Raw genomic sequence first — 25,384 nt, 5'->3', positions numbered from 1 at the left:
GACCAGCCGCAGCATCAGCCGGCGGTCGAGCCGTTGTGCGAGATCAGCCGCATGATCGATCACCGCCAGCGCGCGCTTCTGATAGGCCTGCACCGCGAGGCCAAAGCCGTCCCAGCCGGCCAACGACGGATCGCGCAACACCGCGGCGAACACCTCGAGCGACAGTTCGAGCCGGTCGGCTTCCTCGGCGTCGAGCGTGAGGTTGAGGTCATACGACTTGGCCTGCCGCGCCAGCTCGATCACCCGCGGCACCAGTTCGTCCATCACCCGGGCACGGCTGAGCGCCTCGAACCGCGGATGCAGCGCCGAGAGTTTCACCGAAATGCCGGGACGTGCCGGCAGTCGGGCAGTGCCGGCGCTGCGCCCGATGGCGTCGATCGCCGCCGCATAAGAGGCGAAGTAACGGTCGGCGTCGGCTTGCGTGCGCGCGCCTTCGCCGAGCATGTCGAACGAATAACGCGCGCCGCCGCCCTGCGCCCGTTGCAGCGCCGCTGCGATGGTCTCGCCGAGCACGAAGTGATTGCCCATCAGCCGCATCGCCGCGCGGGTGGCGGCGCGCACCGCTGGCGCGCCGATGCGTTTGCTTAAACTGGCGAGTATGCCTTGCGGGGTTTCCGATGTGTGAACGACCCGCGCGGAAATCCCCAGCGCCCAGGCCGAGGCGTTGACCAGCAGCGCGCCGGACCGGGTGGCGTGGTGTTCGAAATCGCCCTGGCCGAGCTTGTCCTCGATGAACTGGTCGGCGGTGAGCGCGTCCGGCACCCGCAACAGCGCCTCCGCCAGCACCATCAGCGCGACGCCCTCCTTGGTGGACAACGCGAATTCGCGCAACATTTCCTCGACGCCGCCGAGCCGGTCATGGTCGGCGCGGATCGCCGCGATCAGCCGCGTTGCGCTGGCGTCGATCCGGGCCTCGCGCTCGGGCGACAGCCGCGCGGTCGGCAACAGCGCGGCGGCAAGATCGCCGTCGTCGGCGGCATAGGGCGCGCTGAATACGGGAAGAGCAGAATTGTCCAACATCGGAATGCTCCCCATGCTTGCCACTCAAGAGCCTCGCCGCAAATGCTGCGACTCCCCATTAGGCACGTCGCCCAACACGTCATGGCCGGGCTTGTCCCGGCCATCCACGCCCACATCCGACGCCTTGCCTGTTTTCCGTGGATGGCCGGGACAAGCCCGGCCATGACGTGGAGAGGCAGCACCTCTCACAAACACCGCCGTCGTCGAAAGCCCGGTTTCGCCTCTCACTTAGCCTCTGGAACAGTCCCGACAGTCATGACTCAAAGGTCACGCTCCGAAGACTCCGAAGAGCGCGCCCTGTGAAGACATGGCGATCCGGCGGCGGGTTGCAAAGGCCGGCGCTGCGCGCGGCGCGACCGGCTTTGGCCCGCGATATTGGCAGGCCCGGGCGGGCGGGCTAGGTTCGCGCGAAACCATGGAATGACTGCATGACATCGAGTAACCCGATCCGTTCACGTCTTAGCCGCGCGGTCGCGGCGCTGGCCATCAGTTCGGCCGCGCTGGGCGCGATGGCCTCGGCTGAAGCCGGCGAGATCAGTCCGGCGATTGCCCAGCTCTACACTTCGGTGTCGATCTTCCCGCCGTCGGGCAATGCCATGACGGTGTGCTACGGCTTCGTCTGCCGGCGCCGGCAGACGCTGGAGTTCGGCCCCGGCGACCGCCGGGCGCTGACCCAGATCCTCGCCGGCGGTCGCGGCTCGGCGGCGGCGGAGCGCGCCGCGGTGCAGAAGGCGGTGGTGTGGTTCGATCGCCGGGTGGGGCCGGTGCTCGGCACCGACAAACGGGTGGCGCGGGCGGATTTCCGCTTCGGCGCCGACAAGTCGAATTTCGATTGCTGGGACACCACGCGCAACACCACCAGCCTATTGTTGCTGCTGCAGGACTGGGGGCTATTGAAACATCACAGCGTCGGCAATCCGCATTATCGCGGCAACGTGCTGGTGCTGCAGACGCCGCACAACACCGCGGTGTTGCTGGAGCGCGCGACGCAGACCGAATGGGTGGTGGATATGTGGACCCGCGGCTATGCGCAGTCGCCCGAGGTGATGCCGGTCGGACAATGGGTCAAGCAGGACTGAGGCCTGCTGCGGACAATTTTCGCCGCATACAAAAAAACGATGGCCGTACTTGGAGTGAGGGCCATCGCAAAATTCAGCACGATCTTTTTTAAAGGACGCACCCTCGGATCATCTCCGAGGGCATGCCTTTCGAACAACGTCGCCGATCAAACCTTGAGGTTTTCCGCCGAAGTCTTGCCGCGATTGGCAACTTCTTCGAATTCAACCGTCTGACCTTCATTGAGCGTCGAAAGGCCTGCCTTCTCAACCGCCGAAATATGGACAAACACGTCCTTGCCGCCATTGCTGGGCTGGATGAAACCGAAGCCCTTGGTGGCGTTGAACCACTTCACAGTACCTTTAGCCATGTAGAGAGTCTCCGCAGGATTTAAAAACGTAACGAACGGTCGGCCCCGCACACCGGCTTGTTCTACGACGCACGATACGCGGTATCGCGATCGCTTGATAGCTTAAACAATCGCCGAATCCGGTTGCGACCGCGGTTAGAGCCGTAATTCGGCGATTTTTCCGGTTTTTGCCGCAGTGCAGCGGAGGCCGGCGCCGCGATGAACCGCGCGCCCGCGCTAAGCTGCAAGGATTCGGCCGAACCCGGCTCGGTTCCGCCCGCAACCGCCGGCTGCTATTCGTCTTTCTCACGCTTGCGCATCAGGTCCTTGACCAGATCGCCGAGCGCCGGTCGCGGCACCGCGATGAACGGCAGCGGCCGCGTCAGGTCGATCGCCGCGAGCCCGAGCCTGGCGGTCAGCATGCCGTTGAGCACGCCTTCGCCGAGCTTGGAGGACAGTTTGGCGGCGATGCCGTGACCCAGCACCTGCTGCACCACGCTGTCGCCGATTGCGACGCCGCCGGTGATGGCGAGATGCGCGATCACCTGCCGCATCAGCCGCATCATGCCGATGGTGCCGGGGCGGCCGCCATAGAGCCGCGCCAGCTGCCGCACCAGCCGCAACGCGGCGATGAACACGAACAGGATGTCGATCAGCGCCTTCGGGCTGATCGCGGTGACCAGCGAGACGCGCTGCGCGGCGGTAGAGACCAGGTTGCGGGCCTGCTGATCGAGCGGCTCGAGCAGTTCGCGCTCGGCGAGCCGGATCAGATCGGCGCCGTCGATGATGTCGTTGAGATGCGTGTTGAGCGTGGTGCGGGCGCGGGCCAGCTGCGGGTTCTGGTTCTCCAGCGTCAGCAGTTCCTTGACGATGGCGCGGCCTTCGGCGCGGTTGTCGGTCTCCAGCACCACCAGCGCGCGGCGGTGCAGCTTTTCAATCGCACCCATCCGCAACAGGCTCGTGACTTCACGAAGGACGATCACCGCCAAGGCGACGCCGGCGATCACCGCCAGCACCAGCGCGATGCTGCCGAGCGTCTTATTGTGCGCGAACAGGTCTTCGATCAGCCGCGTCACCGCGAGCCAGGCGGCGAGCGAAACCAGGCCGCTGACCGCGCTCCAGAACAGCGTCGCCCAGCGGAATCCCTTGCGTACAGCCAGCACCGGGGCGGCTTCCGCCGGCACCGTCTCGGCCGCGACCTGGTCGTTTTCCGGCGTGATCTGCACCCGGCCGCGCGGTGGCTGCGGGCGACTCGCGTCCTCGACCGGATCGGTCACGACGACGCTGGGATCGCCGAGCTTGAAGGTGGCCGGCCGGCGACTTTGAAACCGCTCCGTCATTGCAGTCTGTCTCCGATCAGGAACTGGAGCGCGCGGTCGAGGCGGATGTGAGGCAGGATGGTATCATCCGGGCCGCGATCGGCAATATGCGGCGGCCGGAACCGGAGGAAGCGGTAGTCGGCGTATTCGGCGTCGCCGGCGGCCAATCCGCGAAACGCGCCGGCCTTGAAAATCTCCTCGAGATTGGTCGGCAGGTCGCCGGGGAAGGTCGCCACCTCGGTCTCGCCGTCGAAAATGTCGCCGCCGGAGGTTTCGCCGGCGATCGGCGTGCCGACGATCGAGGGCAACCGGTCGTGGCCGCGCTGCACCTGGGCCTCGCGGGTGGCGCGCACCGCGGACAGCGCCACCACGTCGACCGCGGCGCCGGCGTATTCGGCGCGGCCCGCGGCGCGCTCGACCAGCCGGCGCAGGATCGCTTCCAGCCGGTCGTGGCTGGCGTGGTGCAGGTGGTCGGCCTTGGTGGCGGCGAACAGGATGCGGTCGATCTTCGGCCGGAACATCGAATTCAGCAGCGAACTGCGGCCGATCCGGAAGCAATCCAGAATGCCGGCGAGCGCCGATTCCAGGTCGTGCAACGCCTCCGGACCGGCGTTGAACGCGGTCAGCGCGTCCACCAGCACGATCTGGCGGTCCAGCCGTGAGAAGTGGTCACGGAAGAACGGCCGCACCACCACGTCCTTGTAGGCCTCGAAGCGGCGCCGCATCATCGCCCACAGCGTGCCGTCCGGCGCCTCGCCATTGGCGGGCACGTCGAGCGGCGCGAAGGTCAAGGCCGGCGAGCCGGCGAGATTGCCCGGCATCAGGAAGCGGCCGGGCGGCAACAGGCTCATGGCGAACTGTTCGTCGCGACATTCGCGCAGATATTTGGTGAACAGCCGCGCAGCAGTCAGCGTGGTCTGTTCGTTTTCGCGGCCTTTGGGCTGCAGCGTGGCGAGATGGGCGTGCCATTCGCCGGCCAGCCGCACCCGTGGGTCCTGCATCGACAGCTTAAGGCTTTCCGCCGCCCATTGCTCGTATGTCTGGTTCAACAATGGCAGGTCGAGTAGCCATTCGCCGGGATAATCGACGATATCGATGGTCAGCGTGCGATTGGCGCCGTTCTTGCGCTGATAATCGATGACGAGGCGCAATTCGCTGATGTCGACGGTTGAGTGCGGCCAATTGCGCTCGTCGATCAGCGTTCTGAGGTGATGTTCGTAATCGAACCGGGGAACCGCATCGTCCGGCTGGGGTTCTAGACGTGCCTTGGCAATCCGGCCGCTCGCCATGGACTCGAAGATCGGGAAGCGGCCGCCGCGCGACAGGCCGTGCACCAGCGCGGTGATGAAGATGGTCTTGCCGGCACGCGACAGGCCGGTGACGCCCAGCCTGATGGTCGGGTTGAACAGATTGTCGCTGTAATCGAGCAACGCCCGCGCCGACAGCCGGGCTTCCTCGACGATATTGGAGAAATTGAAGGCCATGCTTCGGGTTCGGCTCGATCGGACAGAGAAACCGGGCAAAATTAGCCGGAAAGCAGCGATTCTGGCGAATCAAGCCTTGGGTTTGCCGGGTTTGCAGACGAATAGTCTGCCCGTCATCGACCGGCAACAGAAGATGATTTATCGTGCCGCGTCGGGCGTCTTGAATGCGCCAGATCAATTTACAACAAAGTTCTCAGCGGGAAACGCCGGATGCCGATCTTCCAATTGAAGCAAATCGCGTCGTATTCCCGCCCCGCCGCGAACTCCGGCCACGCCGCTGGCGCGGTGGGCTGGCATTACGACCGCGCCGAGCTGATCGCCGACGGCGTCGTCCATGTTCTGGGCGTCGCGCTGGGCGTGATCGCGGTGACGGTGATGATCGTGTTGGCCGCGGTGTTTTCCTCGCCTTCCGACATCCTGCTGGTGCTGGTTTATGCCGGCGGCTTGCTGGCGATGCTGGGGTTTTCCGCGGCCTACAATCTGTGGCCGGTGTCGCGGCGCAAATGGATGCTGCGGCGGTTCGACCATTCGGCGATCTACATCCTGATCGCCGCGACCTACACGCCGTTGCTGGCGCAGATCAAGGACCAGGTGTTCGCCGCGGCGCTGCTCGGCGGGGTCTGGGGCGTCGCGATTATCGGTATCCTTCTCAAGCTGTTCGTGCCGGGCCGGTTCGACAAAGTGTCGATCGGGCTGTATCTGGCGATGGGCTGGAGCGGGCTGATCGCCTACGAATCGGTGGCGGCCGCGGTGCCGCATCTGGCGCTGTGGTTCATCGCCATCGGCGGCGTGCTGTACACGCTGGGCGTGGTGTTTCATGCCTGGCGGGCACTCCGGTTCCAGAATGCGATCTGGCACTCCTTCGTGCTGCTCGGCGCCGCTTGCCACTACACCGCGGTGCTCGACACCGTGCTTGCGTAATCCGACACCGACGAGGCCATTCAACGGCCTCGTCATCTCCATCCATCCATCAATCAATCAAGAAAATAGGGGAGGGGACCATGCAGGTCGCCGGCAAAATCGTGGTCGTGACCGGAGGCGCCAATGGTATCGGCCAGGCGCTGTGCGAGGCGTCGCATCGCGCCGGCGCCGCCAAGGTGGTCGTCTCCGATCTGGATCTGGCGCGCGCCGAACAGGTCGCCGCTTCGATCGATGGCGCGGCGTTCAAATGCGACGTCGGCCGGGAGGCTGACATCGCGCATCTGATCGGCGAGACCGAGCGGCAATTCGGGCCGATTGCGCTGTTCTGCTCCAACGCCGGAATCGGCGGCGGTTTTGATCCATTGTCGGAGAATGCCGGCGGTGCCTCCGACGAGCCGTGGGAGAAGAGCTGGGCGATCCATGTGATGGCGCACGTCCATGCCGCGCGGCATCTGATCCCGCTCTACAAGGCGCGCGGCGGCGGCTATTTCCTCAACACCATTTCGGCGGCGGGTCTGTTGTCGCAGGTCGGCAGCCCGGCCTATTCCACTACCAAGCACGCCGCGGTCGGCTTCGCCGAAAACCTCGCGATCTCGCATCGCGCCGACGGCATCAAGGTGTCGATCCTGTGCCCGCAGGGCGTCGATACCAACATGCTGCGCGCGATCCCCAAGGGCCCGCAATCCGGCGACGGCGATCTGTCGCCGGAGGAAGTGGCTCGGGTTGCGCTGGAGGGCGTCGCCGAGGAGCGCTTCCTGATCCTGCCGCATCCACAGGTGCTGGGCTATATGCGCGCCAAGACCGAGAACTACGATCGCTGGCTCGGCGGCATGGCCAAGATCCAAGCCAAGATGCGCGACGCCTATCGGGCGACGGCGAAGGCGGGGTGATACCTGATCCCGCAGCGCATGACGGGCTCAATCACCTCACTCCGTCATTCCGGGATGCGCGCAAGGCGGCGTAGCCGACTTGCCGCAGGCCCGGAATCCATACTCCCTGCAGGGGTCATGGATTCCGGGCTCACTCGCAGCTTCGCTGCTCATGCCCCGGAATGACCGAGTGATCACCAGCTCGCGCTGGCCTTCATGGTCGGCGCGCCGTCTGCGTTGGCGGTCCAGAGCTCGAGGCCGGCGTCGGTCGGGTTGGCGTTGACGCTGAATTCGGCGCCGTCGAACAACGGCTGCACGCCGCGGTAGCTGAACTTTTTTGGCTCGGCGCCGCCGTGCAATTTCGCCGCGAAGTTCACCAATAGCGCCGCCTGCAGCGGGCCGTGAAACACCAGACCCGGATAGAATTCGACTTTGGTGACGTAGTCGCGGTCGTAATGGATGCGGTGGCCGTTGAAGGTCAGCGCCGAATAGCGAAACAGTAGCACCGGATCGGCGACATGAATTTCGCGATGCTGCGCGGGCGGTGGCGCCGCGGGCTTGGCCGCGGGCGCGGCACCGCCGCTCGGCGCGTCGCGATAGACGATGTCCTGGCGTTCGCGAATAGCGATGCCGCGCGCGGTCGAGATCACATGCTCGACCGCGACGAAGCACAACGGCCCGCTGGAGCCGTGCTTCAGCGTTACGTCGGTGATGGTGGAGGTGCGGTTGACCGCGTCGCCGACCCGCAACGTGTCGAGAAACTGCAACTCGCCGCCGGCCCACATCCGTCGCGGCAGCGGCACCGGCGGCAGAAACCCGCCGCGCGCCGGATGGCCGTCGGGGCCGAGTTCGGCCATCGCCGCCACCGGCTGCGCCAGGCACCAATGCACCGTGAACGGTGCCGCGTCGCCCGCGGCCGGCGCGCCGATGTCGAGAAACAACGTGGCGCGCAAGCCCTTCACCAGCTGCGCGGTCACCACATCGGAGGCCTGCTCGCTACGGCCGATCCATTGTTTCAGATGATCGAGATCGAGAGCGTCGGTCATGAGGTTTTCGCCTTGGTCGTATCCTGCGGGCTGTCGCCGATGCCGGGCACCGCGCCGTAGCGGCGCTCCTCGCCGACAAAGATCGCCGCCGGCGCCGGATAGCTCACCGGGCCATTCGGCGTCGCCACTTCGATCCGCCGCAGATGCGGATGCGCGGAGAGGTCGGCCATCGTGTTGACTTCGGCGAAGGCGATGTCGGCAGCGGTCAGATGCGCCAGCAGATCCTCGCGGGTCAGCAGGCCGAACGCCGCCGCGACGGTGGCGTCGGTGAAGCCGCGGTTGCGCACCCGCTCGACGCCGTTGCAGAGCCGTGGATCATCCGCGAGCTGCGGCTGCCGCAGCACCTCGGCGCAGAGCTTTTTCCATTCGCGCTCGCTCTGGATCGAGATCAGGATGTCTTTGCCGTCCTTGGAGCGAAACACCCCGTAGGGCGCGATCGAGGGATGCGCCAAGCCCATCCGTTGCGGCGGTTGCCCGGCCTCGGCATTCAACAGCGGCACGGTCAGCCAATCCGCCATCACGTCGAACATCGAGATCCGGATGTCGGCGCCCTGGCCGTGGCGGGCGCGGCCGATCAGCGCCTCGAGGATCGCGGCGTGCGCCGCCGCGCCTGTAGCCACGTCGACGATCGACATGCCGACGCGCGCCGCGCTCTCAGGGCCGCCGGTGATCGAGGCGAGCCCGCTCTCGGCCTGGATCAACAGGTCATAGGCCTTGCGATGCGCGTACGGGCCGTCGTCGCCATAGCCGGAAATGGTGCAGATGATCAGCGCCGGATAGTCCTTTCGCAGCCGCTCGCGGGCAAAGCCGAGCTTGTCCATCGCGCCGGGCTTCAGATTCTGCAGCAGCACGTCGGCGGAGGCGATCAGCGTCTCCAGATCGTCGCGGCCTTCACGCGTGGTGAGATCGATCACCACGGAGTCCTTGCCGCGATTGAGCCAGACGAAGTAGCTGCTCAGGCCCTTGGCGGCGTGATCGTAACCGCGGGCGAAATCGCCCTCCGGGCGCTCGACCTTGATGACATGCGCGCCGGCATCCGCCAGCCGCGAGCTGCAATACGGCGCCGCGACGGCTTGCTCGACGGCGACGACGGTCAGTCCCTCAAGCGGCAGCATCGGCGGTCCTTTAGGATAGCTGTCGTCATTGGAGCGTGCCCCGGACGCAGCGCAACGCGCCGCGCTCGCGGCGTGGTGCGCTGCAGATCCGGGGCCGTAACGGAACGCGGCGCTTGAAACGGTCCCGGCTCGCGGCGTCGCGTGAAGAACGCGGCACCGCGTCCGGGACACGAGGCCCCTGAGTACTGGATTCCGGGTTCGCTCGTTCTTGCGAACTCGCGCCCCGAATGACAGCTTCGTTGTGGGGTGGGGTCTGCACTGAACCGAACGCTTCCTCTCAATACGACCGCGGCAGGCCGAGCACGTGCTCGGCGACGTAGGACAGCACCAGGTTGGTCGAGATCGGCGCCACCTGGTACAACCGCGTCTCGCGGAATTTGCGCTCGACGTCGTATTCCTCCGCAAAGCCGAAGCCGCCATGGGTCTGCACGCAGGCATTCGCCGCCTCCCACGAGGCGTCGGCGGCGAGCATCTTCGCCATATTGGCCTCGGCGCCGCAATCCAGACCCGCTTCGTATTTCCGCGCGGCTTCCTTCACCATCAGCTCGGCGGCGCGCATCGCCGCGTAAGCCTTGGCGATCGGAAATTGGATACCCTGGTTCTGTCCGATCGGCCGGCCGAACACCACGCGCTCGCGCGCATAGGCGGTGGCCTTGGCGATGAACCATTTGGCGTCGCCGATGCATTCCGACGCGATCAGGATGCGCTCGGCGTTCATGCCGGACAGGATGTAGCGAAAACCCTTGCCCTCTTCGCCGATCAGATTCTCGGCCGGCACGTGCAAATCGGTGAAGAACACCTCGGTGGTGGAGTGGTTCATCATGGTGCGGATCGGCCGGATGGTCAGCCCGTGGTCCTTGGCCTGTTTCATGTCGACCAGGAACACCGACAATCCGTCGGTGCGCTTGGCGGACTGCTCCTTCGGCGTGGTCCGCGCCAACAGGATCATCAGGTCGGAATATTCCGCGCGGCTGGTCCAGATCTTCTGGCCGTTGACGACGTAGTCGCCGTTGTCGTCCTTCTTGGCGAAGGTCTTCAGCGACGAGGTATCGGTGCCCGAGCTCGGCTCGGTGACGCCGAACGCCTGCAGCCGCACTTCGCCGGAGGCGATCTTCGGCAGCCACTCGGCTTTCTGCTTGTCCGAGCCGTGCCGCAGCAGCGTGCCCATGGTGTACATCTGGGCGTGGCAGCCGCCGCCATTGCAGCCGGCCTTCTGGATCTCTTCGAGGATAGCCGCCGCAGCCGACAGTTTCAGTCCGGAGCCGCCATATTCTTCCGGGATCAGCACCGACAGATAGCCGGCTTCGGTCAGCGCATCGACGAAGGCCTGCGGATATTCCATGGCGCGGTCGAGCTTGCGCCAGTACTCGCCGGGAAACTGCCCACACAGTTTGGCGACGGCGTCGCGGATGTCATGGAATTCGTCCTGCTCCGCGCTGTGATCGGTCATTGATGAAGTCGGACTCTCTGGGCTGGAAACGATGGGGCTGGAAGCATCGGTCGCAAACGATCAGGAGATCCGCACCGGCAGGCACTCGTAGCCCCTGACGAAGCTCGAATACACCCGCCTCGGTTCGCCGACAACTTGGATATGGTCGAAGCGTTTCAGCATTTCTTCCCATACGATCCTGAGTTGAAGTTCGGCGAGCCGCATGCCGACGCAGCGGTGAATGCCGAAGCCGAACGAAAGATGCGTGCGCGGCCGCGCGCGGTCGATGATGAAATCGTTCGGCGCCTCGATCGCCTCGTCGTCGCGGTTGCCGGAGACGTACCACATCACCACGCGCTCGCCCTTGCGGATCAGCTTGCCACCGAGTTCGCTGTCGACCAGCGCGGTGCGCCGCATATGCGCCAGCGGCGTCTGCCAGCGGATCACCTCCGGCACCATGCTGTCGAGCAGCGCCGGGTTTTCGCGCAATTTCCTGAATTGGTCCGGGTTTTCGTTCAGCGCCAGCACCGAGCCGGTCATGGTGTTGCGGGTGGTGTCGTTGCCGCCGACGATCAACAGGATGATGTTGCCGATCAGATTGTCGTGGTCCATCTGCCGCGTGGCGTCGTGATGCGCCATCATCGAGATCAGGTCGTTGCGCGGCGCCGCGTTGATGCGCTCGTTCCACAGCTTGGTGAAATAGCTGGCGCATTCGCTCATTTCGGTGCGGCGCTGCGTCTCGGATTCCACCACGCCGCTTTTCGGCAGCGCGGTGGCGACGTCGGACCAGCGCGTCAGCTTACGCCGCTCGTCGAACGGAAAGTCGAACAATGTGGCCAGCATCTGCGTGGTCAGTTCGATCGAGACTTTCTCCACGAAGTTGAAGGTCTCGTTCTTCGGCAGCGCGTCGAGCACTTGGCCTGCGCGCTGCCGGATCAGCACTGCCAGTTCGTCGAGATGCTCCGGGGTGAACATCGGCGACACCGTCTTGCGCTGCTCGGCGTGCCGCGGCTGGTCCATCGCGATGAAACTCGGCCAGTCGTAGCCCTGCGGCGCGTCGCGGATCGAAATGCCGCCGAGCGTGGAGTCCGAGGAGAAGATCTCGTGGTGGGTGTCGACGTTCATGATGTCGTGATACTTGGTCACCGACCAATACGGCTCGATCGGCGCGTTGGTGCAGTAATGCACCGGCGCCTCGGCGCGCAGCCGCTCGAACCACGGCCACAGCGTATCGTCGCGGAAATGCCGCGGCGCGCCGGGATGGAAGTCCTTCAGCGGCGTGGCGTAGGCCTCCGCGCGGGCGGCGCGCAATCGGTCGGCCTTTTCCGAATCCACGCTGCCGTGCATGCCGCGCTCCTTTGACTTTGTGCGCTCTCCCGAGGCCGCTTGGTGTGGTGAGGCCGGCGGCGATTGGCTGGAATTACACTCCGTCGCACGCGGCGGCGCAAGGCCCGGGAGCTGCGATGCCGCACTCGTCATCAGGCCTCGTGACATTGCCGATGCCGGCGAATAGACCTGAGCGGAAGCAGTTTGGCACAGACCAGCAGGCGACCGGAGGCGACCCCATGATTCCCAACGCGCAACGGATGTTCAATTTTGATCTCGGCGAGACCGCGGACGCGATCCGCGACACCGTGCGGGATTTTTCGCAAAACGAAATTGCCCCGCGCGCCGACGACATCGACAAGAGCAATCAGTTCCCGCGCGATCTGTGGCCGAAGCTCGGCGCGCTCGGCCTGCACGGCATTACCGTCGAAGAGGAGTATGGCGGTGCCGGGCTCGGCTATCTCGAGCATTGCATCGCGGTCGAGGAAATTTCGCGGGCTTCGGCCTCGGTGGGATTGTCCTACGGCGCGCATTCCAACCTCTGCGTCAATCAATTGCGCCGCAACGGCAACGAGGCGCAGAAGCGAAAATACCTGCCCAAGCTGATCAGTGGCGAACACGTCGGCGCGCTGGCGATGTCGGAGCCCGGCGCCGGCTCCGACGTGGTGTCGATGAAGACCCGCGCCGAGAAGAAGGGCGACCGCTACGTGCTCAACGGCAGCAAGATGTGGATCACCAACGGACCCGTAGCCGAGACGCTGGTGGTCTATGCCAAGACCGATCCCACCGCCGGCGCCCGCGGCATGACCGCCTTTATTATCGAGAAAGGCATGAATGGATTCAGCACCGCGCAAAAACTCGACAAGCTCGGAATGCGCGGCTCCGATACCGGCGAACTGGTGTTCGAGGATTGCGAGGTGCCGGAGGAGAACGTGCTCGGCGACGTCGGGCGCGGCGTCAACGTGCTGATGTCGGGGCTGGATTATGAGCGCGCGGTGCTGGCCGCGGGTCCGCTCGGCATCATGCAGGCCTGCCTCGACGTGGTGATGCCCTATATCCACGAGCGCAAGCAGTTCGGCCAACCGATCGGCCTGTTCCAACTGGTGCAGGGCAAGGTCGCCGACATGTATGTGACGCTGAACGCCTCGCGCGCTTACGTCTATGCGGTGGCGAAAGCCTGCGACCGCGGTGAAACCTCGCGCGAGGATTCCGCCGGCGCCATCCTCTACGCCGCGGAGCGCGCGACGCAATGCGCGTTGGATGCGATCCAGCTGCTCGGCGGTAACGGCTATATCAACGACTATCCCACAGGGCGGCTATTGCGCGATGCCAAGCTCTACGAGATCGGCGCCGGCACCAGCGAGATCCGCCGGATGCTGATCGGGCGGGAGTTGTTCGAGAAGAGCGCGTAGGGCGTGGTCTCCCGCGGCTGTCATTCCGGGGCACGAGCAGCGATAGCGGCGAGTGAACCCGGAATCCAGTATTCCAGGGCGTGAGCACTGGCTTCCGGGTTCGCTCGGGCTGACGCCCTCGCGCCCCGGAATGACGCTTCGTATGGGGCTGAGCGCCGCGCGCCTCACTCCTGCCGCAACCCATTCACCCTCGCCACGAACGCCCGTACCTCGGGCAACACCACCGGCAGCACCGCCTCGACCTCCGCCACGGTCATGCCGGGCCGGATCAGCGGGTGATACAGGATGTTGAGGATGTACTGATCGTAGACGTCGAAAAAGCCCATCTGCACGTCGTCGTTGAACATCGTCCACGGCAGGGAATCGGTGTCGTTGATCGGCCCCAGCGACTGCAGCAGCTCCTCATAGGCGCAATCCAGGAAGACGAAGTCGCCATTGTCGACGGTGAGGATGACGTCGGAATGTTCGATCTCGTAGCGCTCGTTCTTGCGGAAGCCCGACAGGCATTGCGGATCGAGCGATGAGCGGATTTCCTTGGCGCGCTCGGCGCCATACGACTTGGCGATGGCCGGATACAGATCGCGGTCGCGCACCAAAGTCACGGTGACTTGTGCCTCGCCGCCGGGCTCGGCCAGCGCGATGTCGAGGTGCTGCACATGCGCGGCGATCTCGGCGACCACGCCGGCGAGCTGCGCCCTGCGGTCGCGGCGGGGCGCGCCCTCGATCGCGACCCGCACCGGACCGGGATATTTGCGGATCCGGTCGACCCGACCGGCGAGATGATATTCGGCACCGAACGCGGTCTTGAAGAATCCGTCGAGGATTTCGGCGTCGCTGAACGCCTTGCGCTCGCTGCGCTGCTTGGCCGCGACGCTGTTCGTTGCGGCGCTTGGGTTTTTGGCGGACGCGGGCAGCGGCGTCAGTGACGCCGCGACCGCCGCGCCGGTCACGAGCACGATGGCTTGAAACAGCCGGCTCGGCCGCAGCCGCGCCGGCGCAGCGCGGCGCTGCGAGCTCAGTTCTTCACCACCACGGTGGTGCCGACGCGGACCCGATCATACAGATCCTGGACGTCCTCGTTGGTCATCCGGAAGCAGCCCGACGACACCGCCTGGCCGATGGTCTCCGGCTCGTTGGAACCGTGGATGCGATACAGCGTCGAGCCGAGATACATCGCCCGCGCGCCGAGCGGATTATCGATGCCCCCCGCCATGTGGCGCGGCAGGTCGGGGCGACGGCGCAGCATCTGCGACGGCGGCGTCCAGCTCGGCCATTCCTTCTTGGCGGTGATGCGGTGCACGCCGCCCCAGCGGAAGCCGTCGCGGCCCACCCCGATGCCGTAGCGCAGCGCCTGGCCGCCCTGCAGAATCAAATACAGACGGCGTTCCGCGGTATCGATGTAGATGGTTCCCGGCGCGTAGTTGCTGGCGAAATTCACCGTGGTGCGTGGGATCGGATTGGCGTCGCTGGCGCCACCGAAGAAGTTCGGGCCAAAGCCCATGAAGCCCCGGGAGTCCTCCTGGGCGGAGGCCGCCCCGACACCGCCGACCAAAACCACCATCGCAACCAACGCCGCAGCAACCCGATTCATCTGTTTCCCCACGTGTCCGAATTTCGCCTGGGAAGTGGCCACAAAGCGAGCAGATGCGCAACCCACGGCCGCGTGAGTGGTGAATCGCCGGGCCGCGCGGCGTTCGGTAAACCTTTGACGCCGACGCGCAACGATGATTGATCGATGCGGCGTCCAACCAAGCCGAAGGGCCTCAAAACATGAATGGTGCGGAAAGTCTGGTGCGAACCCTGGTGGCCGGCGACGTCGACGTCTGCTTCGCCAATCCCGGCACTTCCGAGATGCATTTTGTCGCAGCCTTGGATCGGGTCGAGGGCATGCGTTGCGTGCTCGGGCTGTTCGAAGGCGTGGTGACCGGCGCCGCCGACGGCTATTTCCGGATGCGGAACAAGCCGGCCTCGACGCTGCTGCATCTCGGTCCGGGCCTCGCCAATGGCCTGGCCAATCTGCACAACGCCAAGAAGGCCAATTCCGGCATCGTCAACATCGTCGGCCAGCACGCCACCTATCACATCGATTACAACGCGCCGCTGACCTCGGATATCGAAGGCCTGGCGCGGCCGATGTCAGCCTGGCTGCGCACCTCGCCGGACGCGCAAGCGGTGGCGAGGGACGGCGCGGCTGCGATCGCCGCAGCCCGCCACGCCCAGATCGCGACGCTGATCCTGCCCGCCGATACCGCTTGGAACGAGGCCGACGGCATCGCCGCGGTGCCGGAGGACAGGCAGCGCGCCAGCTATTCGCGCGAGGCGGTGGAAGCCGCCGCCAAGATCCTGCGCACGGGCGAGTCGACGCTGCTGCTGATGACCGGCGGCGCGCTGACCGAGCGTGGCCTGTCGATGGCTTCGCGGATCGCCGGCAAGACCGGCTGCAAGGTGATGGGCCAGACCTACAATCCGAAGATGGCGCGTGGTCGCGGCCGCTTCGCGATCGACCGGATTCCTTACGTGATCGAGCAGGCGCTGCCGATCCTGAAGGATTTCCGCCACATCATTTTGGTCGAGGCCAATGATCCGGTGGCGTTCTTCGCCTATCCGAACAAGCCGAGCCTGCTCAAACCCGAAGGCTGCGAGGTGCATCGCATGACCGATCCGGGCGAGCATTCGGTGGCGGCGCTGGAAGCCTTGGCCGGCGTGCTCGGCGCCAAAGCGCCCGACGCCCAGCCGCAGCCGATGGTCGAATTGGTGAAGCCGGTCGGCGCCTTGACCCATGCGGCGATCGCGATGGCGATCGCGGTGGCGATCCCCGAGCACGCCATCGTGGTCGATGAATCGATCACCACCGGCCGCGGCTTCTTCCCGCCGACCGCGGCTTCGGCGCCGCACGATTGGCTGCAGAACATGGGCGGTTCGATCGGCTTCTCCACGCCGGTCGCCACCGGCGCCGCGGTGGCCTGTCCGGATCGCAAGGTGATCTGCATGGTCGGCGACGGCTCGGCGATGTACACGCTGCAATCGCTGTGGACCCAGGCGCGCGAAGGCCTCGACGTCACCACCATCGTGTTCGCCAACCGCAATTATCAGATCCTGAAGGGCGAATTCGCAGGCGTCGGCGCCGGCGAGATGGGCGCACGCGCCATGGACATGCTCAGCATCGACCGGCCGACGCTGGATTGGCCGGCGCTCGCCAAGGGCATGGGGGTGCCGGCGCGCTCGGTGGCCACGGCCGAAGCGTTCGTCGCCGCGCTGGCGGAGGCGGTGGCCGAGCCGGGGCCAAGACTGATCGAAGTGGTGATGTGAGCGGGGGAGCCGGCGCGAGGGCGAGGGACATGCCAGCCGGCGATCCGCAGTCCGCTGCGGGCGAAAGCCGCGATGGCGGCGCCAAGCTGCCCTAAAAAAACGACGGCCCGAAGTTTTCACTCCGAGCCTCTGAGAAACGAACGTACATCCGGTCCGCCTCACATAAGTTGAGCTTATACCGAGCAAAGTTAACAGATTCATAACAGCGCCGGCGCGGCGTCCGGAATCCTGGCCGGACTTCACGTAAACGTTGCCGGGCGACCGTCGCTCAATCTTTGAGGCGCCGGAACCGGCGCTATGGCTGCCGATTATCTCCTTTTCAGGAGGTCGACATGGCAGACCACTGGCGAAGCGCCCGCCCAGGTGCGGAAGTGATGAGCGGCGTCGGCGATCCCGCCGCACGCTATTTGACCGGCTGGGTGATCAGTCTGGCGCTGACGGTGGCGACCATCCTGGTGGTGTGGCGCTATCAGTTCTGAAGCCGGATGCCGCAGGCCGAGCCTATCGCCCGGCGGTCGCACCGCCGCGGCAATCTGCCGAGCACCTGCGACGATCTCGCACTCGCAGCGGCCGGCGACGGCCGGGCGAATGCCGCTGCGCTTGGGCATTCATCCTTGGATCATCGTTACGAGAATCGCGAGCCGCGCCGCCTGCTCGCGCGGCGCAATTCTCCTTGCGTGGCGGCACGCGTCATGCTCTTTTCAGGCCGTCTTCGGTGCCTCTGGTAACAGAGGTGAAACTGGGAATGCGGTGCGGCGAGAAATCGCCAATGCCGCGGCTGCCCCCGCAACTGTAGGCGGACTGTGCCCGATCGATAAGCCACTGATGCCGTGCATCGGGAAGGCGATCGGGGACCATGTCCGTGAGCCAGGAGACCGGCCGAAGACGCTGGTCCAACTCAATCGACGGCGGGTCGATAGCGGAGAAATCATGAACAAGCTCAACTAGTCAGCGCGTCGCCGGCGATCCAAAGGATGCGCTGTCCGCGCTCGATCGCGCGTGCGGCGGGCGTCTCGATCAGACATTCTCAAGTAACGGTTCGCGCGCAGCAATGCTGCACGAGTGCGGCTGCGCGTCGACATGTCGCTGCGTGATGGCGCGAGCCGCTGCGGGCGCCGAGTTGCGCCTGCTCCTGGAGTCGATATGGAACCGAAACACACCACCAGTAACGAAGCCTTCAAGGGTTTCACCAATGCCAACTGTCCGTTCATGCCCTGTCACCCGGGGGTGGAACGCGAGTTCAATTGCCTGTTCTGTTACTGCCCGCTGATCGCCTACGAATGCCCTGGGCCGTATCAGGTGTTCACCGATCGCAATGGCCTGAAGCGCAAGGATTGCTCGGCCTGCACGCTGCCGCATAACGGCTACCGCCGCTCCTGGAATTTCATCCAGCGCTGGCTCGAGCGCCCGAAAATCTGGGATGGCCACGACCAGGATCCGCGGCGGCTCAAGCAGCCGAACACCGAAGCCGACGGCTGATCGGCCGGGCCCCACCATTCGCGCGCCCGCGGCCACGACGGATCGCGACCGCATTGCCGCGACCTTCACATCAATCATGGACAAGAAATGCCCGATATCAACGTCAGCGAACTGATCGACCGCATCACATTCACCGCCGCGCCCGCCGATCTGCCGCGCCGCGCCCGCGTGCTGATGATCCAGGGCACCAGCTCCGACGTCGGCAAGAGCATGGTGGTCGCAGGTCTTTGTCGCGCTTACACCAACCGCGGCCTCATGGTGCGTCCCTACAAGGCGCAGAACATGAGCAACAACGCCGCGGTGGCCTGCGACAGCGATCTGCCGCCCGGTGCCGACGGCGTGATCCCGCGCGGCGAGATCGGCCGCGCGCAGGCGATGCAGGCGCGCGCCTGCCGCGCCGCACCCTCGATTCACATGAACCCGGTGCTGCTGAAACCGCAGAGCGAGATCGGCGCGCAAGTGGTGCTGCGCGGCCGCGTGCTCGGCAATTGTCCGGCGAGGGTCTATCACAAGATGCGCCGCGCCTTGATGCCGGCGGTGCTCGACAGTCTGCAGCGGCTCAAAGCCGAGGCCGATCTGGTGCTGGTGGAGGGCGCCGGCAGCGGCGCCGAGGTCTATCTGCGCGCCTCCGACATCACCAATATGCGGCTCGCCGAGCAGGCGGACCTGCCGGTGGTGCTGTTGTCCGACATCGACCGCGGCGGCACCATGGCGGCGATCGTCGGCAGCCACGCCTTGCTGGACCATGCCGACCGCGACCGCGTCGAAGGCTACATCGTCAACAAATTCCGCGGCGATTTTTCGCTGTTCGAGCCGGGCTGCAGAACCATCACCGAACACACCGGCTGGCCGTTCCTCGGCGTGCTGCGCTGGTTCGATCGCGCCCAGCAATTGCCGGCGGAGGATTCGCTGGCGCTGGAGCGGCCGGCCAATGGCGCTGGCGTTGGGCTTAAGATCGCGGTGCTGCGATTGTCGCGCGTCGCCAATTTTGACGACATCGATCCGCTCGCCGCCGAGCCCGGCGTGCAATTGCGCTGGGTGCAGCCGGGTTCGCCGATCCCGGCCGACACCGACGTCATCCTGATCCCCGGCTCCAAGGCGACCCGGACCGATCTCGCGGTGTTGCGCCGGGAAGGCTGGGACATCGACATTCTCGCCCATGTCCGCCGCGGCGGCCGCGTGGTCGGGATCTGCGCCGGCTTCCAGATGCTCGGCCATGTGGTGCGCGATCCGCAAGGGCTGGAAGGCGCGCCGGGCGACACTGCGGGGCTGGGGCTACTCGACGTCGAGACCGAGATCGGCGGCGACAAGCGGCTCACCGACATCGACGCCGTCGACCAAATCAGCGGTTGCCGGGTCACCGGCTACGAGATGCATATGGGCCGCACCACCGGGCCGGGCTTGGCGCGGCCGTGGTTGATACTCGACGAGCACGGCGTGCCGCGTCCGGAGGGCGCGATCTCCGCCGACGGCCGCGTCAGCGGCGGCTATCTGCACGGGCTGTTCGGCTGCGACGCGTTTCGCGCGCAATGGCTTCGCAGCGTCGGCGGATCGAATTCGCAGCTCGCTTATGAGGCGCGGGTCGAAGCCACGCTGGATGCGTTGGCCGAACAGATCGAGGCGCAGCTCGATCTCGACGCGCTCTTGGCCTTGGCGCGCTGAGATCGCCTCAGTGACCGATGCGGTCCAGCGCGGCGGTGAGGCGGTCGAGCGCGGCGGGCAGCATCGGCCCGCCGCACATCGTCAGTTGTTCGGCGATCACCAGCCGCTTGTCGGGCGGGTAGGCGCGCTGGATCGCCGGATGCAGCAGCAACGCCTTGCCCTGATCCTCCGCGGCCGGATCGGCTTCGGCGATCAGGATCAGATCCGGCTTTGACGCGACGATGGTCTCCAGCGCGGCGAAGCCGCCATGCGGCAGTCCGAGCTCGGCGGCCGCATTGGACAGCCCGGCGGCCGCCAGCAGCGAACTGGTCAGGCTGTCGCTGCCCGAGACCCAGCCGCGCCGCGACACCGTCAGCACGCGGTCGTGGCGGCGCGAGGCCGCTGCCCGCGTGCGGCTCAAAGCTTCGTCGATCTTCGCGATCAGCGCCTCGGCGCGATCGGTGTGGCCGACCAGATCGCCGGCGCGGCGGATCTGGCTTTTGACGTCGTCGATGCTGCGCGGCACGTCGAATTCGGCGACCGGCACGGCTTTGGCGCGCAGCAGGTCGCGGGTGGCGCGCTTGCCGTAGCGGCCGGCCAGCACCAGGTCGGGCTGCAGCATCAACAGATCCTCGGCCTCGCCGGACAGCCGCGGATAGCGCAGCGCCTCGGTCGCAGACCACGACAGCCGCGGGTCGCGCGCATAGGGGCCAAGGCCCGCGATCTGCTCGGGATCGGCGAGCGCCAGCAGCAATTGATCGGTGCACATGTTGATCGAGGCGATCCGTGCCGGGCCGGCGAGGGCGCCCGTCGCCAGGGTCGCCAAGGCCAGCACGCCGCCTGCGCGGGCGAGCCAGCCGGATCGGGCGAGACATCGCCTCATCGTGCCGCCCATGGCACGATCACCGGCTGGCCGTCGTGCACGCCGCGAAAAGCCTCGATCGCAAATATCTCGGCCAGCCTATCCGCCGAGAGCGCGACGTCCGGAGCTCCGGCGTTGCTCAGCCGGCCGTCGCGCAGCGTCAAGACCCGATCGGCGAACCGCGCGGCGAGGCCGAGGTCGTGGGTCACCACCACCACCAGCGCGCCGGCATCGGCCTGCTTGCGCAGCAACGCCATCACCGAGAGCTGGTAGTAGGGATCGAGCGAGGCGATCGGCTCGTCGGCCAGCAGCACCGGGGCTTGCGTCGCCAGCGCGCGGGCCAGCGCCACCCGGCCGCGTTCGCCGCCGGACAATTCGCTGACCGGGCGGTCCTGCAGCGCCATCAGATCGGCCTCATGCAAGGCGCGATCGACCGCCGCCGCGTCGGACGGGCCGAGCCGCCGCGGGTCGGTGGCGCCGTGCGGATAACGGCCGAGCGCGACCACGTCGCGGACCGGCAGCGGCCAATGCACCGCATGGCCTTGCGGCAGATAGGCGAACCGCACCGCGCGCTCGCGCACCGCCAGGCCGGCAAGGTCTTTGCCGTCGATGGTCACCTGACCTTGGCTCGGCACCAGGCCGGCGAGCGCGCGCAGCAGCGTGGTCTTGCCGGCGCCGTTCGGGCCGACCAGGGCGACCAGGCAGCGGCGCGGCAGCGCGACCGAGACGTCGTCGACGAGAACGCGACCCCCAAGGCGGACGCACAATCGTTCGATCGCGAGAAAAGCCGTCGCCGTCATGCCTGACCGCCGCCGAGCGTGCGGCGCTCGCGCATGATCAGATACAGAAAGAACGGCACGCCGATCAGCGCGGTCAGCACGCCGACTTTGATTCCGGTGCCGGACGGAATGATCCGCACCGCGATGTCGGCGGCGAGCAGCAAGGCCGCGCCACTGAGCGCGCTCGGCACCAGCAGCCGGCCGGGATCGTGCCCGACCAACGGCCGCATCAGATGCGGCGCCACCAGGCCGATGAAGCCGATGGTGCCGGACACCGCGACCGCGGCGCCGACCCCGAGGGCGACGCCGATGATGACCTGAAGCCGCAGCCGGCCGACGTCGACGCCGAGCGATTGCGCGGTCTCTTCGCCGAGGCTGAGCGCGCGAAACGCATCGCGCCGCGCCAGCAGCAGAAAGCCGCCGCACAGAATGAACGGCAGCGCCAACGCCAGATGATGAAAGCTGCGGTCCTCCAGCGAGCCGAGTAGCCAGAACGAGATCTCCAGCGCGGCGAACGGATTGGCCGACAGGTTCAGCGCCAGCGCGGTGGCGGCGCCGGCCAGGCTCGACAGCGCCAATCCGGCGAGGATCAGCAGCAGCAGGCTGGAATTGCGACCGGCCACCGCGATCAGCACGAACACCGAGGCGAACGCCATCAGGATCGCCGCGAACGGCAGCGCGAACGACAGCACGTCGGCGAGCCCGGTGGCGATCACCAAGACGGCGCCGAACGCCGCCGCCTGCGGCGCGCCGAACAGCGACGGCGAGGCCAACGGGTTGCGCAGCAATCCCTGCAGCGCCGCGCCCGACAGCCCGTGAATGGCGCCGATCGCCACCGCCAACAGCGCGCGCGGCAGCCGAATTTCCTGCACGATGGTCTGCTGAATCTCGCTGCCGAAACCGAACAGCGCCTCGACCACCGAGGCGATCGGCAACCGAACCGGGCCGACGCCGAGCGACACCAGGAACAACAGGACGACGCCGCCAATCAACAGCGGCAGCAGCACGGCGCGATCGGCCGCACGCGCCAAAATAATTGTCGCAGCCGCGCCAGGCGCGGCCAACGAGATCTTCAAGACAATGCCCTCCGCCGGCCCATCGCCGAACGCGTAAGATCGACGTCGCCGGCCGGTCTCCTGGCTCGCGGATATCTCCTCGTCCGCCTTCCCAGCCGATCGGCCAGTGGCATGTTGGACGTCTCGATCCGCATACAGTTGCGAGGGCAGCCGCGGCCTTGGGACATCGTCCCGCACCGCATTCCCGTTTCACCTCCCTTGCGAGAGGCACCGACGACCGCGGCGTTTAAGCATGGCGCCCGTCGCCGCACAAGCGGCGGGGCAACCCAGCGGCGCGGCAAAAGCCATGGTCCAAACCGTCAACTCGGGCTCAAAAAAGGGTGGATTATTCGCCAAGGCAGCGCCGAATTTCAGCAGCCGATGGTGTGAGACGTCAGTGGGGGAAGAACGGCCGAGGGCACTAAGCCATTGAAAGATGCTGGGCGCACAAGGGATCGAAGTTTGGATCTCTCCCGTGTGAAGGCGTGTGAAGGGAACGGGCATTCACATGGTAGCGCTTTGTTACTATTTGGGTTTCTAGGCTAGCACGATGCGCCGGGGCGGATTTGGGGCGGGGCAGGCTGGCGTCGCGCATCTCGGCAGCGCCCTATCTGATGCAACGCTTCCAACACGCTAGGATGCCTTTGCGCGTGGATTGGAGCGAAGGATCGACTTCACCAGGGCATGATGTAGAATTCATCATCGATGAACAAGGACGCACCCATGATAGTAGCGAGAATTCGAAAATGGGCAAAGGAATGGGGTCCCGTTGCAGGCATTGTGAGCTGCATAGTCGGGGTCCTTACGTTTTTTGGATTTGAAATCAGGTCACAGTCAGTTGAGGCTCAGTTGGCTGTCGGACAGGATATCCGCAGTAGCGGCGGCGGCACAGGTCAAGAGATCATCAACAACGGGTCAGGTACTGGCGCAGAAGTAACCGCGATCGCCCCCACCGGAGGATCAGCGATCGGCTCTCGGGTTATCCAGTCCGGGCCGGGGAACGGGCAACGGGTCATTCAAAATGGTCCAGGAACGGGATTTAGCTCCAAGGCTATTTCTGGCGTTTCGAGCAAGTCGCCATAGAAGCCCAGTATCCAATAGATTCCGGCGAACAACGCAACCACGTTACCGAACGCGCGAGCAAAGGAATAATCAAACATCTCGGCTGCGCTTAGTGACAGCGCTTGGCGTGCGCGAGTGAGTATGGCGTCGCGTTAGACGATCGCCAAACCTCGGCCCATATCGCGGCGTTGACCTTTTTCGTCCTGTCAAGCTGGTAGGGGTCATAGTAGCGCGGGTTCGCCGCGCTCGATCTCAGCCGCCGGCTTCCTATAAGTCACGTCTTCGGGCTGGCCGGTGCGCATCCAAACGTGAAACCGATCGGCGTCGATCGTCCATCCGATCGCTAGGCGTTCGCCGGAAGCTGAATCAACGCACATGTTCCGGACGGTCGACTTTGCAATTTGGGGTTTTCCTTGCTCGGCTGGGCACCATTCCCCGCGCCTTGGTCATGATCTAGTGCGTTTTGCACTATTGGTTAAAGAGGCAAGGTGATGCACAAACTGCCTTGCGGCGGCCTAGGAATGTGTCGGGCTATGGGTATAGCGCCGGGCTCGATTTGACTCACCGGCGTTGGCGCGCCGGGCGATGGTCTCAGGCATAGGCCGACCACGACGCCGACTAGTAGACCCTTGATGCCGGCGACGATTTTGAGCGCGGCCGGGGTTGCGCACCTTGGAACATGTAGCTGGCGTTGGTACATGTTTGTCTGCCACAACTGACGCCAGAGGGCGGAGGCAGGTATGCGTAATAGAGCTAAGCCGTACTTCCTGGTCGCGCTTCCGGCTGTTCCGTACCTTTTCGGCGTGGGGCTTCAGGTGAGCGGTGTGACAAACATCCCGCTCTCGGTGACGATCTTTGAGGTCGCCGCGTTTCTTGCAGCCGCCGTAGTTTGGGCGTTTTGGTCCGACTGGCACGTAACTGCATTTCTCACTCCGAACGATGCCAGCCTGCTAACCGGCATTCGGCGTTGGAGTGGTCTCCCCATCGGTTTCTGCACCATAAGAACTTCATTGCTCGCAGCATTCGTCGTCCTTTTTTTGAGCAACGCGGCCATATACGGTTTCGTGAATCTTGCCGAAGATAGACGGTCTGCGGCTGCTGTCGTCAAAACCGGCGCTCGTTTATTCGCAAGAGTTGGTGCTTTCACTAGGGAAAAGAGAACCGCAGAAATTTCGGTCATTAATGACGGCGATGTAATCGCGCGAATGGGAAGCAGAGTCGGCACCGCTCAGGGTCTATACGATCGCATCCTCAGCGAGCGCGAAGAAGATAGCTTGTACCAATTGGCGCTGCAGAAATTACCGCCTATCGGGCCCGGCATAGAGATTCCAGTCAAGGGCGGACGCACAGTTGAATTTGAATCCAATTTGACGGATGCGCAATTTGACACTGTCTTGAACGGCACCAGTCACTATTACGTTGTCACGGTGATTGCATTCAATGATGAACAGACTCCAAACGGAGAAACAAACTTGGCAAGTATCTGCAACCGATTTAACAAAAGAATCGATGTTGGCCTCGTATGCGTTGGTCACAATGAATCACGAATGCGACGAACAACTCCCGAGGAACGCTGATGCCTGAAAAAGAAGCTCAAACGTCAACGCAGGCTGTTTCCGCAAGTCATGGCGATACTCGAACTCGCGCAGGTAAGGTTGCGAATGCTTGAAACCCAAGCGTCAAACAGCTTTAACGCGAGTCCTGACAATCTAGGATTGCATCAGTGATGCTCTTATCATCGCTCTCGCCGTGGCCGGGGTTTGTGGCGGGTACGTGTCTTGCTGGGAGGGACCGCGCCAACCGCGACCTCGGCGTGGTTTGATCAGGGCGCGACTGCACCCCAACGTCGCC

Annotated in this window: 22 protein-coding genes and 2 riboswitches (1 of these 24 only partly in view); of the genes, 9 read left to right on the top strand and 13 right to left on the bottom strand. The window is 65.2% G+C overall.

Translation table 11 applies throughout. The features are described 5' to 3' along the window. A protein-coding gene (gene putA / locus RPC_RS21370; protein WP_011474679.1) for a bifunctional proline dehydrogenase/L-glutamate gamma-semialdehyde dehydrogenase PutA crosses the window boundary here: on the bottom strand, window positions 1–1,020 show its 5' end (the start). Its footprint begins 2,067 nt before the window's first position; only the first 1,020 of its 3,087 coding nucleotides appear in the window; it begins with the start codon at window positions 1,018–1,020; its stop codon lies off the left edge, out of view. 428 nt (window positions 1,021–1,448) lie between these two features. On the opposite strand from putA, the gene RPC_RS21365 reads away from it, so the two are divergent. Beyond that, window positions 1,449–2,099, top strand: a complete 651-nt coding sequence (locus RPC_RS21365; protein ID WP_011474678.1) for a hypothetical protein — start codon at window positions 1,449–1,451, stop codon at window positions 2,097–2,099. 146 nt (window positions 2,100–2,245) lie between these two features. Here RPC_RS21365 and RPC_RS21360 read toward each other — a convergent pair whose 3' ends face one another. From RPC_RS21360 to RPC_RS21350, 3 genes are all read right to left on the bottom strand, one after another. Then, window positions 2,246–2,446, bottom strand: a complete 201-nt coding sequence (locus RPC_RS21360) for a cold-shock protein (protein ID WP_011474677.1) — start codon at window positions 2,444–2,446, stop codon at window positions 2,246–2,248. A gap of 272 nt (window positions 2,447–2,718) precedes the next feature. Then, complete coding sequence (locus RPC_RS21355; protein WP_011474676.1) at window positions 2,719–3,765, bottom strand: YcjF family protein; 1,047 nt, start codon at window positions 3,763–3,765, stop codon at window positions 2,719–2,721. After that, the gene (locus tag RPC_RS21350) at window positions 3,762–5,228 is read right to left on the bottom strand and encodes a YcjX family protein (RefSeq protein ID WP_011474675.1); all 1,467 of its coding nucleotides are present in this window, start codon (window positions 5,226–5,228) and stop codon (window positions 3,762–3,764) included. Before RPC_RS21350 ends, RPC_RS21355 begins: the two co-directional genes overlap by 4 nt. A gap of 210 nt (window positions 5,229–5,438) precedes the next feature. On the opposite strand from RPC_RS21350, the gene trhA reads away from it, so the two are divergent. After that, window positions 5,439–6,149 (top strand): PAQR family membrane homeostasis protein TrhA, encoded by a 711-nt coding sequence (gene trhA / locus RPC_RS21345; protein WP_011474674.1) that lies wholly within the window; start codon window positions 5,439–5,441, stop codon window positions 6,147–6,149. A gap of 80 nt (window positions 6,150–6,229) precedes the next feature. Next, complete coding sequence (locus RPC_RS21340; RefSeq protein WP_011474673.1) at window positions 6,230–7,039, top strand: SDR family oxidoreductase; 810 nt, start codon at window positions 6,230–6,232, stop codon at window positions 7,037–7,039. Window positions 7,040–7,212: 173 nt separating this feature from the next. Here the strand turns inward: RPC_RS21340 and RPC_RS21335 are convergent, their stop codons facing one another. From RPC_RS21335 to RPC_RS21320, 4 genes are all read right to left on the bottom strand, one after another. After that, window positions 7,213–8,064, bottom strand: coding sequence for an FAS1-like dehydratase domain-containing protein (locus RPC_RS21335; protein ID WP_011474672.1), 852 nt, complete (start codon window positions 8,062–8,064; stop codon window positions 7,213–7,215). Next, a complete protein-coding gene (locus RPC_RS21330) occupies window positions 8,061–9,179 on the bottom strand; it encodes a CaiB/BaiF CoA transferase family protein (RefSeq protein WP_011474671.1) in 1,119 nt (372 codons plus the stop codon). The genes RPC_RS21335 and RPC_RS21330 overlap by 4 nt, the downstream gene beginning before the upstream one ends. Before the next feature lie 277 nt (window positions 9,180–9,456). Then, window positions 9,457–10,629, bottom strand: coding sequence for an acyl-CoA dehydrogenase family protein (locus tag RPC_RS21325; RefSeq protein WP_011474670.1), 1,173 nt, complete (start codon window positions 10,627–10,629; stop codon window positions 9,457–9,459). 60 nt (window positions 10,630–10,689) lie between these two features. Beyond that, entirely contained in the window at window positions 10,690–11,955 is a 1,266-nt protein-coding gene (locus tag RPC_RS21320) for a cytochrome P450 (protein ID WP_011474669.1), read from the bottom strand. 218 nt (window positions 11,956–12,173) lie between these two features. On the opposite strand from RPC_RS21320, the gene RPC_RS21315 reads away from it, so the two are divergent. Next, complete coding sequence (locus RPC_RS21315; RefSeq protein ID WP_011474668.1) at window positions 12,174–13,346, top strand: isovaleryl-CoA dehydrogenase; 1,173 nt, start codon at window positions 12,174–12,176, stop codon at window positions 13,344–13,346. Between the two features lie 164 nt (window positions 13,347–13,510). Here the strand turns inward: RPC_RS21315 and RPC_RS21310 are convergent, their stop codons facing one another. Together RPC_RS21310 and RPC_RS21305 are read right to left on the bottom strand one after the other, a co-directional pair. Continuing rightward, window positions 13,511–14,302, bottom strand: coding sequence for a DUF2927 domain-containing protein (locus tag RPC_RS21310; RefSeq protein WP_011474667.1), 792 nt, complete (start codon window positions 14,300–14,302; stop codon window positions 13,511–13,513). A 59-nt stretch (window positions 14,303–14,361) separates the two neighbouring features. Further along, window positions 14,362–14,937 (bottom strand): L,D-transpeptidase, encoded by a 576-nt coding sequence (locus RPC_RS21305; protein WP_011474666.1) that lies wholly within the window; start codon window positions 14,935–14,937, stop codon window positions 14,362–14,364. 179 nt (window positions 14,938–15,116) lie between these two features. Here RPC_RS21305 and RPC_RS21300 point away from each other — a divergent pair, with 179 nt between their 5' ends. The 4 genes from RPC_RS21300 to RPC_RS21285 all read left to right on the top strand — a co-directional run bounded on the left by RPC_RS21300 (window position 15,117) and on the right by RPC_RS21285 (window position 19,796). Next, window positions 15,117–16,655 carry an acetolactate synthase large subunit gene (locus RPC_RS21300; RefSeq protein ID WP_011474665.1) on the top strand — a complete coding sequence of 513 codons (1,539 nt, stop codon included), beginning with the start codon at window positions 15,117–15,119 and terminating at the stop codon, window positions 16,653–16,655. Between the two features lie 332 nt (window positions 16,656–16,987). Continuing rightward, a complete protein-coding gene (locus tag RPC_RS26365; RefSeq protein WP_157043266.1) occupies window positions 16,988–17,134 on the top strand; it encodes a hypothetical protein in 147 nt (48 codons plus the stop codon). A gap of 217 nt (window positions 17,135–17,351) precedes the next feature. Beyond that, window positions 17,352–17,554, top strand: a riboswitch (cobalamin riboswitch). 244 nt (window positions 17,555–17,798) lie between these two features. Beyond that, entirely contained in the window at window positions 17,799–18,134 is a 336-nt protein-coding gene (locus RPC_RS21290; protein WP_011474663.1) for a cysteine-rich small domain-containing protein, read from the top strand. Window positions 18,135–18,221: 87 nt separating this feature from the next. After that, complete coding sequence (locus RPC_RS21285; protein WP_011474662.1) at window positions 18,222–19,796, top strand: cobyric acid synthase; 1,575 nt, start codon at window positions 18,222–18,224, stop codon at window positions 19,794–19,796. Between the two features lie 7 nt (window positions 19,797–19,803). On the opposite strand, the gene RPC_RS21280 is transcribed toward RPC_RS21285, so the two are convergent. The 3 genes from RPC_RS21280 to RPC_RS21270 are packed head-to-tail and all read right to left on the bottom strand — an operon-like array spanning window position 19,804 to window position 22,423. Continuing rightward, the gene (locus RPC_RS21280; protein WP_157043265.1) at window positions 19,804–20,658 is read right to left on the bottom strand and encodes an ABC transporter substrate-binding protein; all 855 of its coding nucleotides are present in this window, start codon (window positions 20,656–20,658) and stop codon (window positions 19,804–19,806) included. Next, on the bottom strand, window positions 20,655–21,437 hold the full coding sequence (locus RPC_RS21275; protein ID WP_011474660.1) for an ABC transporter ATP-binding protein: 783 nt from the start codon (window positions 21,435–21,437) through the stop codon (window positions 20,655–20,657). The genes RPC_RS21280 and RPC_RS21275 overlap by 4 nt, the downstream gene beginning before the upstream one ends. After that, window positions 21,434–22,423: a FecCD family ABC transporter permease gene (locus tag RPC_RS21270; RefSeq protein ID WP_011474659.1), complete on the bottom strand. Its 990-nt coding sequence runs from the start codon at window positions 22,421–22,423 to the stop codon at window positions 21,434–21,436. The genes RPC_RS21275 and RPC_RS21270 overlap by 4 nt, the downstream gene beginning before the upstream one ends. Window positions 22,424–22,524: 101 nt before the next feature. Continuing rightward, a riboswitch (cobalamin riboswitch) is annotated at window positions 22,525–22,722 on the bottom strand. 1,551 nt (window positions 22,723–24,273) lie between these two features. Here RPC_RS21270 and RPC_RS26360 point away from each other — a divergent pair. Then, window positions 24,274–25,110: a hypothetical protein gene (locus RPC_RS26360; protein WP_011474658.1), complete on the top strand. Its 837-nt coding sequence runs from the start codon at window positions 24,274–24,276 to the stop codon at window positions 25,108–25,110. The last annotated feature ends 274 nt before the right edge of the window (window positions 25,111–25,384 follow it).

The sequence above is a fragment of the Rhodopseudomonas palustris BisB18 genome, from assembly GCF_000013745.1.
GTDB lineage: Bacteria > Pseudomonadota > Alphaproteobacteria > Rhizobiales > Xanthobacteraceae > Rhodopseudomonas_A > Rhodopseudomonas_A palustris_F.
This window is presented reverse-complemented; position numbering and strand designations above follow the sequence as displayed.

What these genes read in the sequence shown, in the direction of transcription:
- RPC_RS21300 (WP_011474665.1), top strand. Translation starts at nt 15,117, where the DNA reads ATGAATGGTGCGGAAAGTCTGGTGCGAACCCTGGTGGCCGGCGACGTC.
- RPC_RS21290 (WP_011474663.1), top strand. Translation starts at nt 17,799, where the DNA reads ATGGAACCGAAACACACCACCAGTAACGAAGCCTTCAAGGGTTTCACC.
- RPC_RS21355 (WP_011474676.1), bottom strand. Translation starts at nt 3,765, where the DNA reads ATGACGGAGCGGTTTCAAAGTCGCCGGCCGGCCACCTTCAAGCTCGGC.
- RPC_RS26360 (WP_011474658.1), top strand. Translation starts at nt 24,274, where the DNA reads ATGCGTAATAGAGCTAAGCCGTACTTCCTGGTCGCGCTTCCGGCTGTT.
- RPC_RS21320 (WP_011474669.1), bottom strand. Translation starts at nt 11,955, where the DNA reads ATGCACGGCAGCGTGGATTCGGAAAAGGCCGACCGATTGCGCGCCGCC.
- RPC_RS21275 (WP_011474660.1), bottom strand. Translation starts at nt 21,437, where the DNA reads ATGACGGCGACGGCTTTTCTCGCGATCGAACGATTGTGCGTCCGCCTT.
- RPC_RS21330 (WP_011474671.1), bottom strand. Translation starts at nt 9,179, where the DNA reads ATGCTGCCGCTTGAGGGACTGACCGTCGTCGCCGTCGAGCAAGCCGTC.
- RPC_RS21360 (WP_011474677.1), bottom strand. Translation starts at nt 2,446, where the DNA reads ATGGCTAAAGGTACTGTGAAGTGGTTCAACGCCACCAAGGGCTTCGGT.
- RPC_RS21280 (WP_157043265.1), bottom strand. Translation starts at nt 20,658, where the DNA reads ATGAGGCGATGTCTCGCCCGATCCGGCTGGCTCGCCCGCGCAGGCGGC.
- RPC_RS21335 (WP_011474672.1), bottom strand. Translation starts at nt 8,064, where the DNA reads ATGACCGACGCTCTCGATCTCGATCATCTGAAACAATGGATCGGCCGT.
- RPC_RS21305 (WP_011474666.1), bottom strand. Translation starts at nt 14,937, where the DNA reads ATGAATCGGGTTGCTGCGGCGTTGGTTGCGATGGTGGTTTTGGTCGGC.
- RPC_RS21285 (WP_011474662.1), top strand. Translation starts at nt 18,222, where the DNA reads ATGCCCGATATCAACGTCAGCGAACTGATCGACCGCATCACATTCACC.
- RPC_RS21340 (WP_011474673.1), top strand. Translation starts at nt 6,230, where the DNA reads ATGCAGGTCGCCGGCAAAATCGTGGTCGTGACCGGAGGCGCCAATGGT.
- trhA (WP_011474674.1), top strand. Translation starts at nt 5,439, where the DNA reads ATGCCGATCTTCCAATTGAAGCAAATCGCGTCGTATTCCCGCCCCGCC.
- RPC_RS21365 (WP_011474678.1), top strand. Translation starts at nt 1,449, where the DNA reads ATGACATCGAGTAACCCGATCCGTTCACGTCTTAGCCGCGCGGTCGCG.
- RPC_RS21350 (WP_011474675.1), bottom strand. Translation starts at nt 5,228, where the DNA reads ATGGCCTTCAATTTCTCCAATATCGTCGAGGAAGCCCGGCTGTCGGCG.
- RPC_RS21315 (WP_011474668.1), top strand. Translation starts at nt 12,174, where the DNA reads ATGATTCCCAACGCGCAACGGATGTTCAATTTTGATCTCGGCGAGACC.
- RPC_RS26365 (WP_157043266.1), top strand. Translation starts at nt 16,988, where the DNA reads ATGGCAGACCACTGGCGAAGCGCCCGCCCAGGTGCGGAAGTGATGAGC.
- RPC_RS21325 (WP_011474670.1), bottom strand. Translation starts at nt 10,629, where the DNA reads ATGACCGATCACAGCGCGGAGCAGGACGAATTCCATGACATCCGCGAC.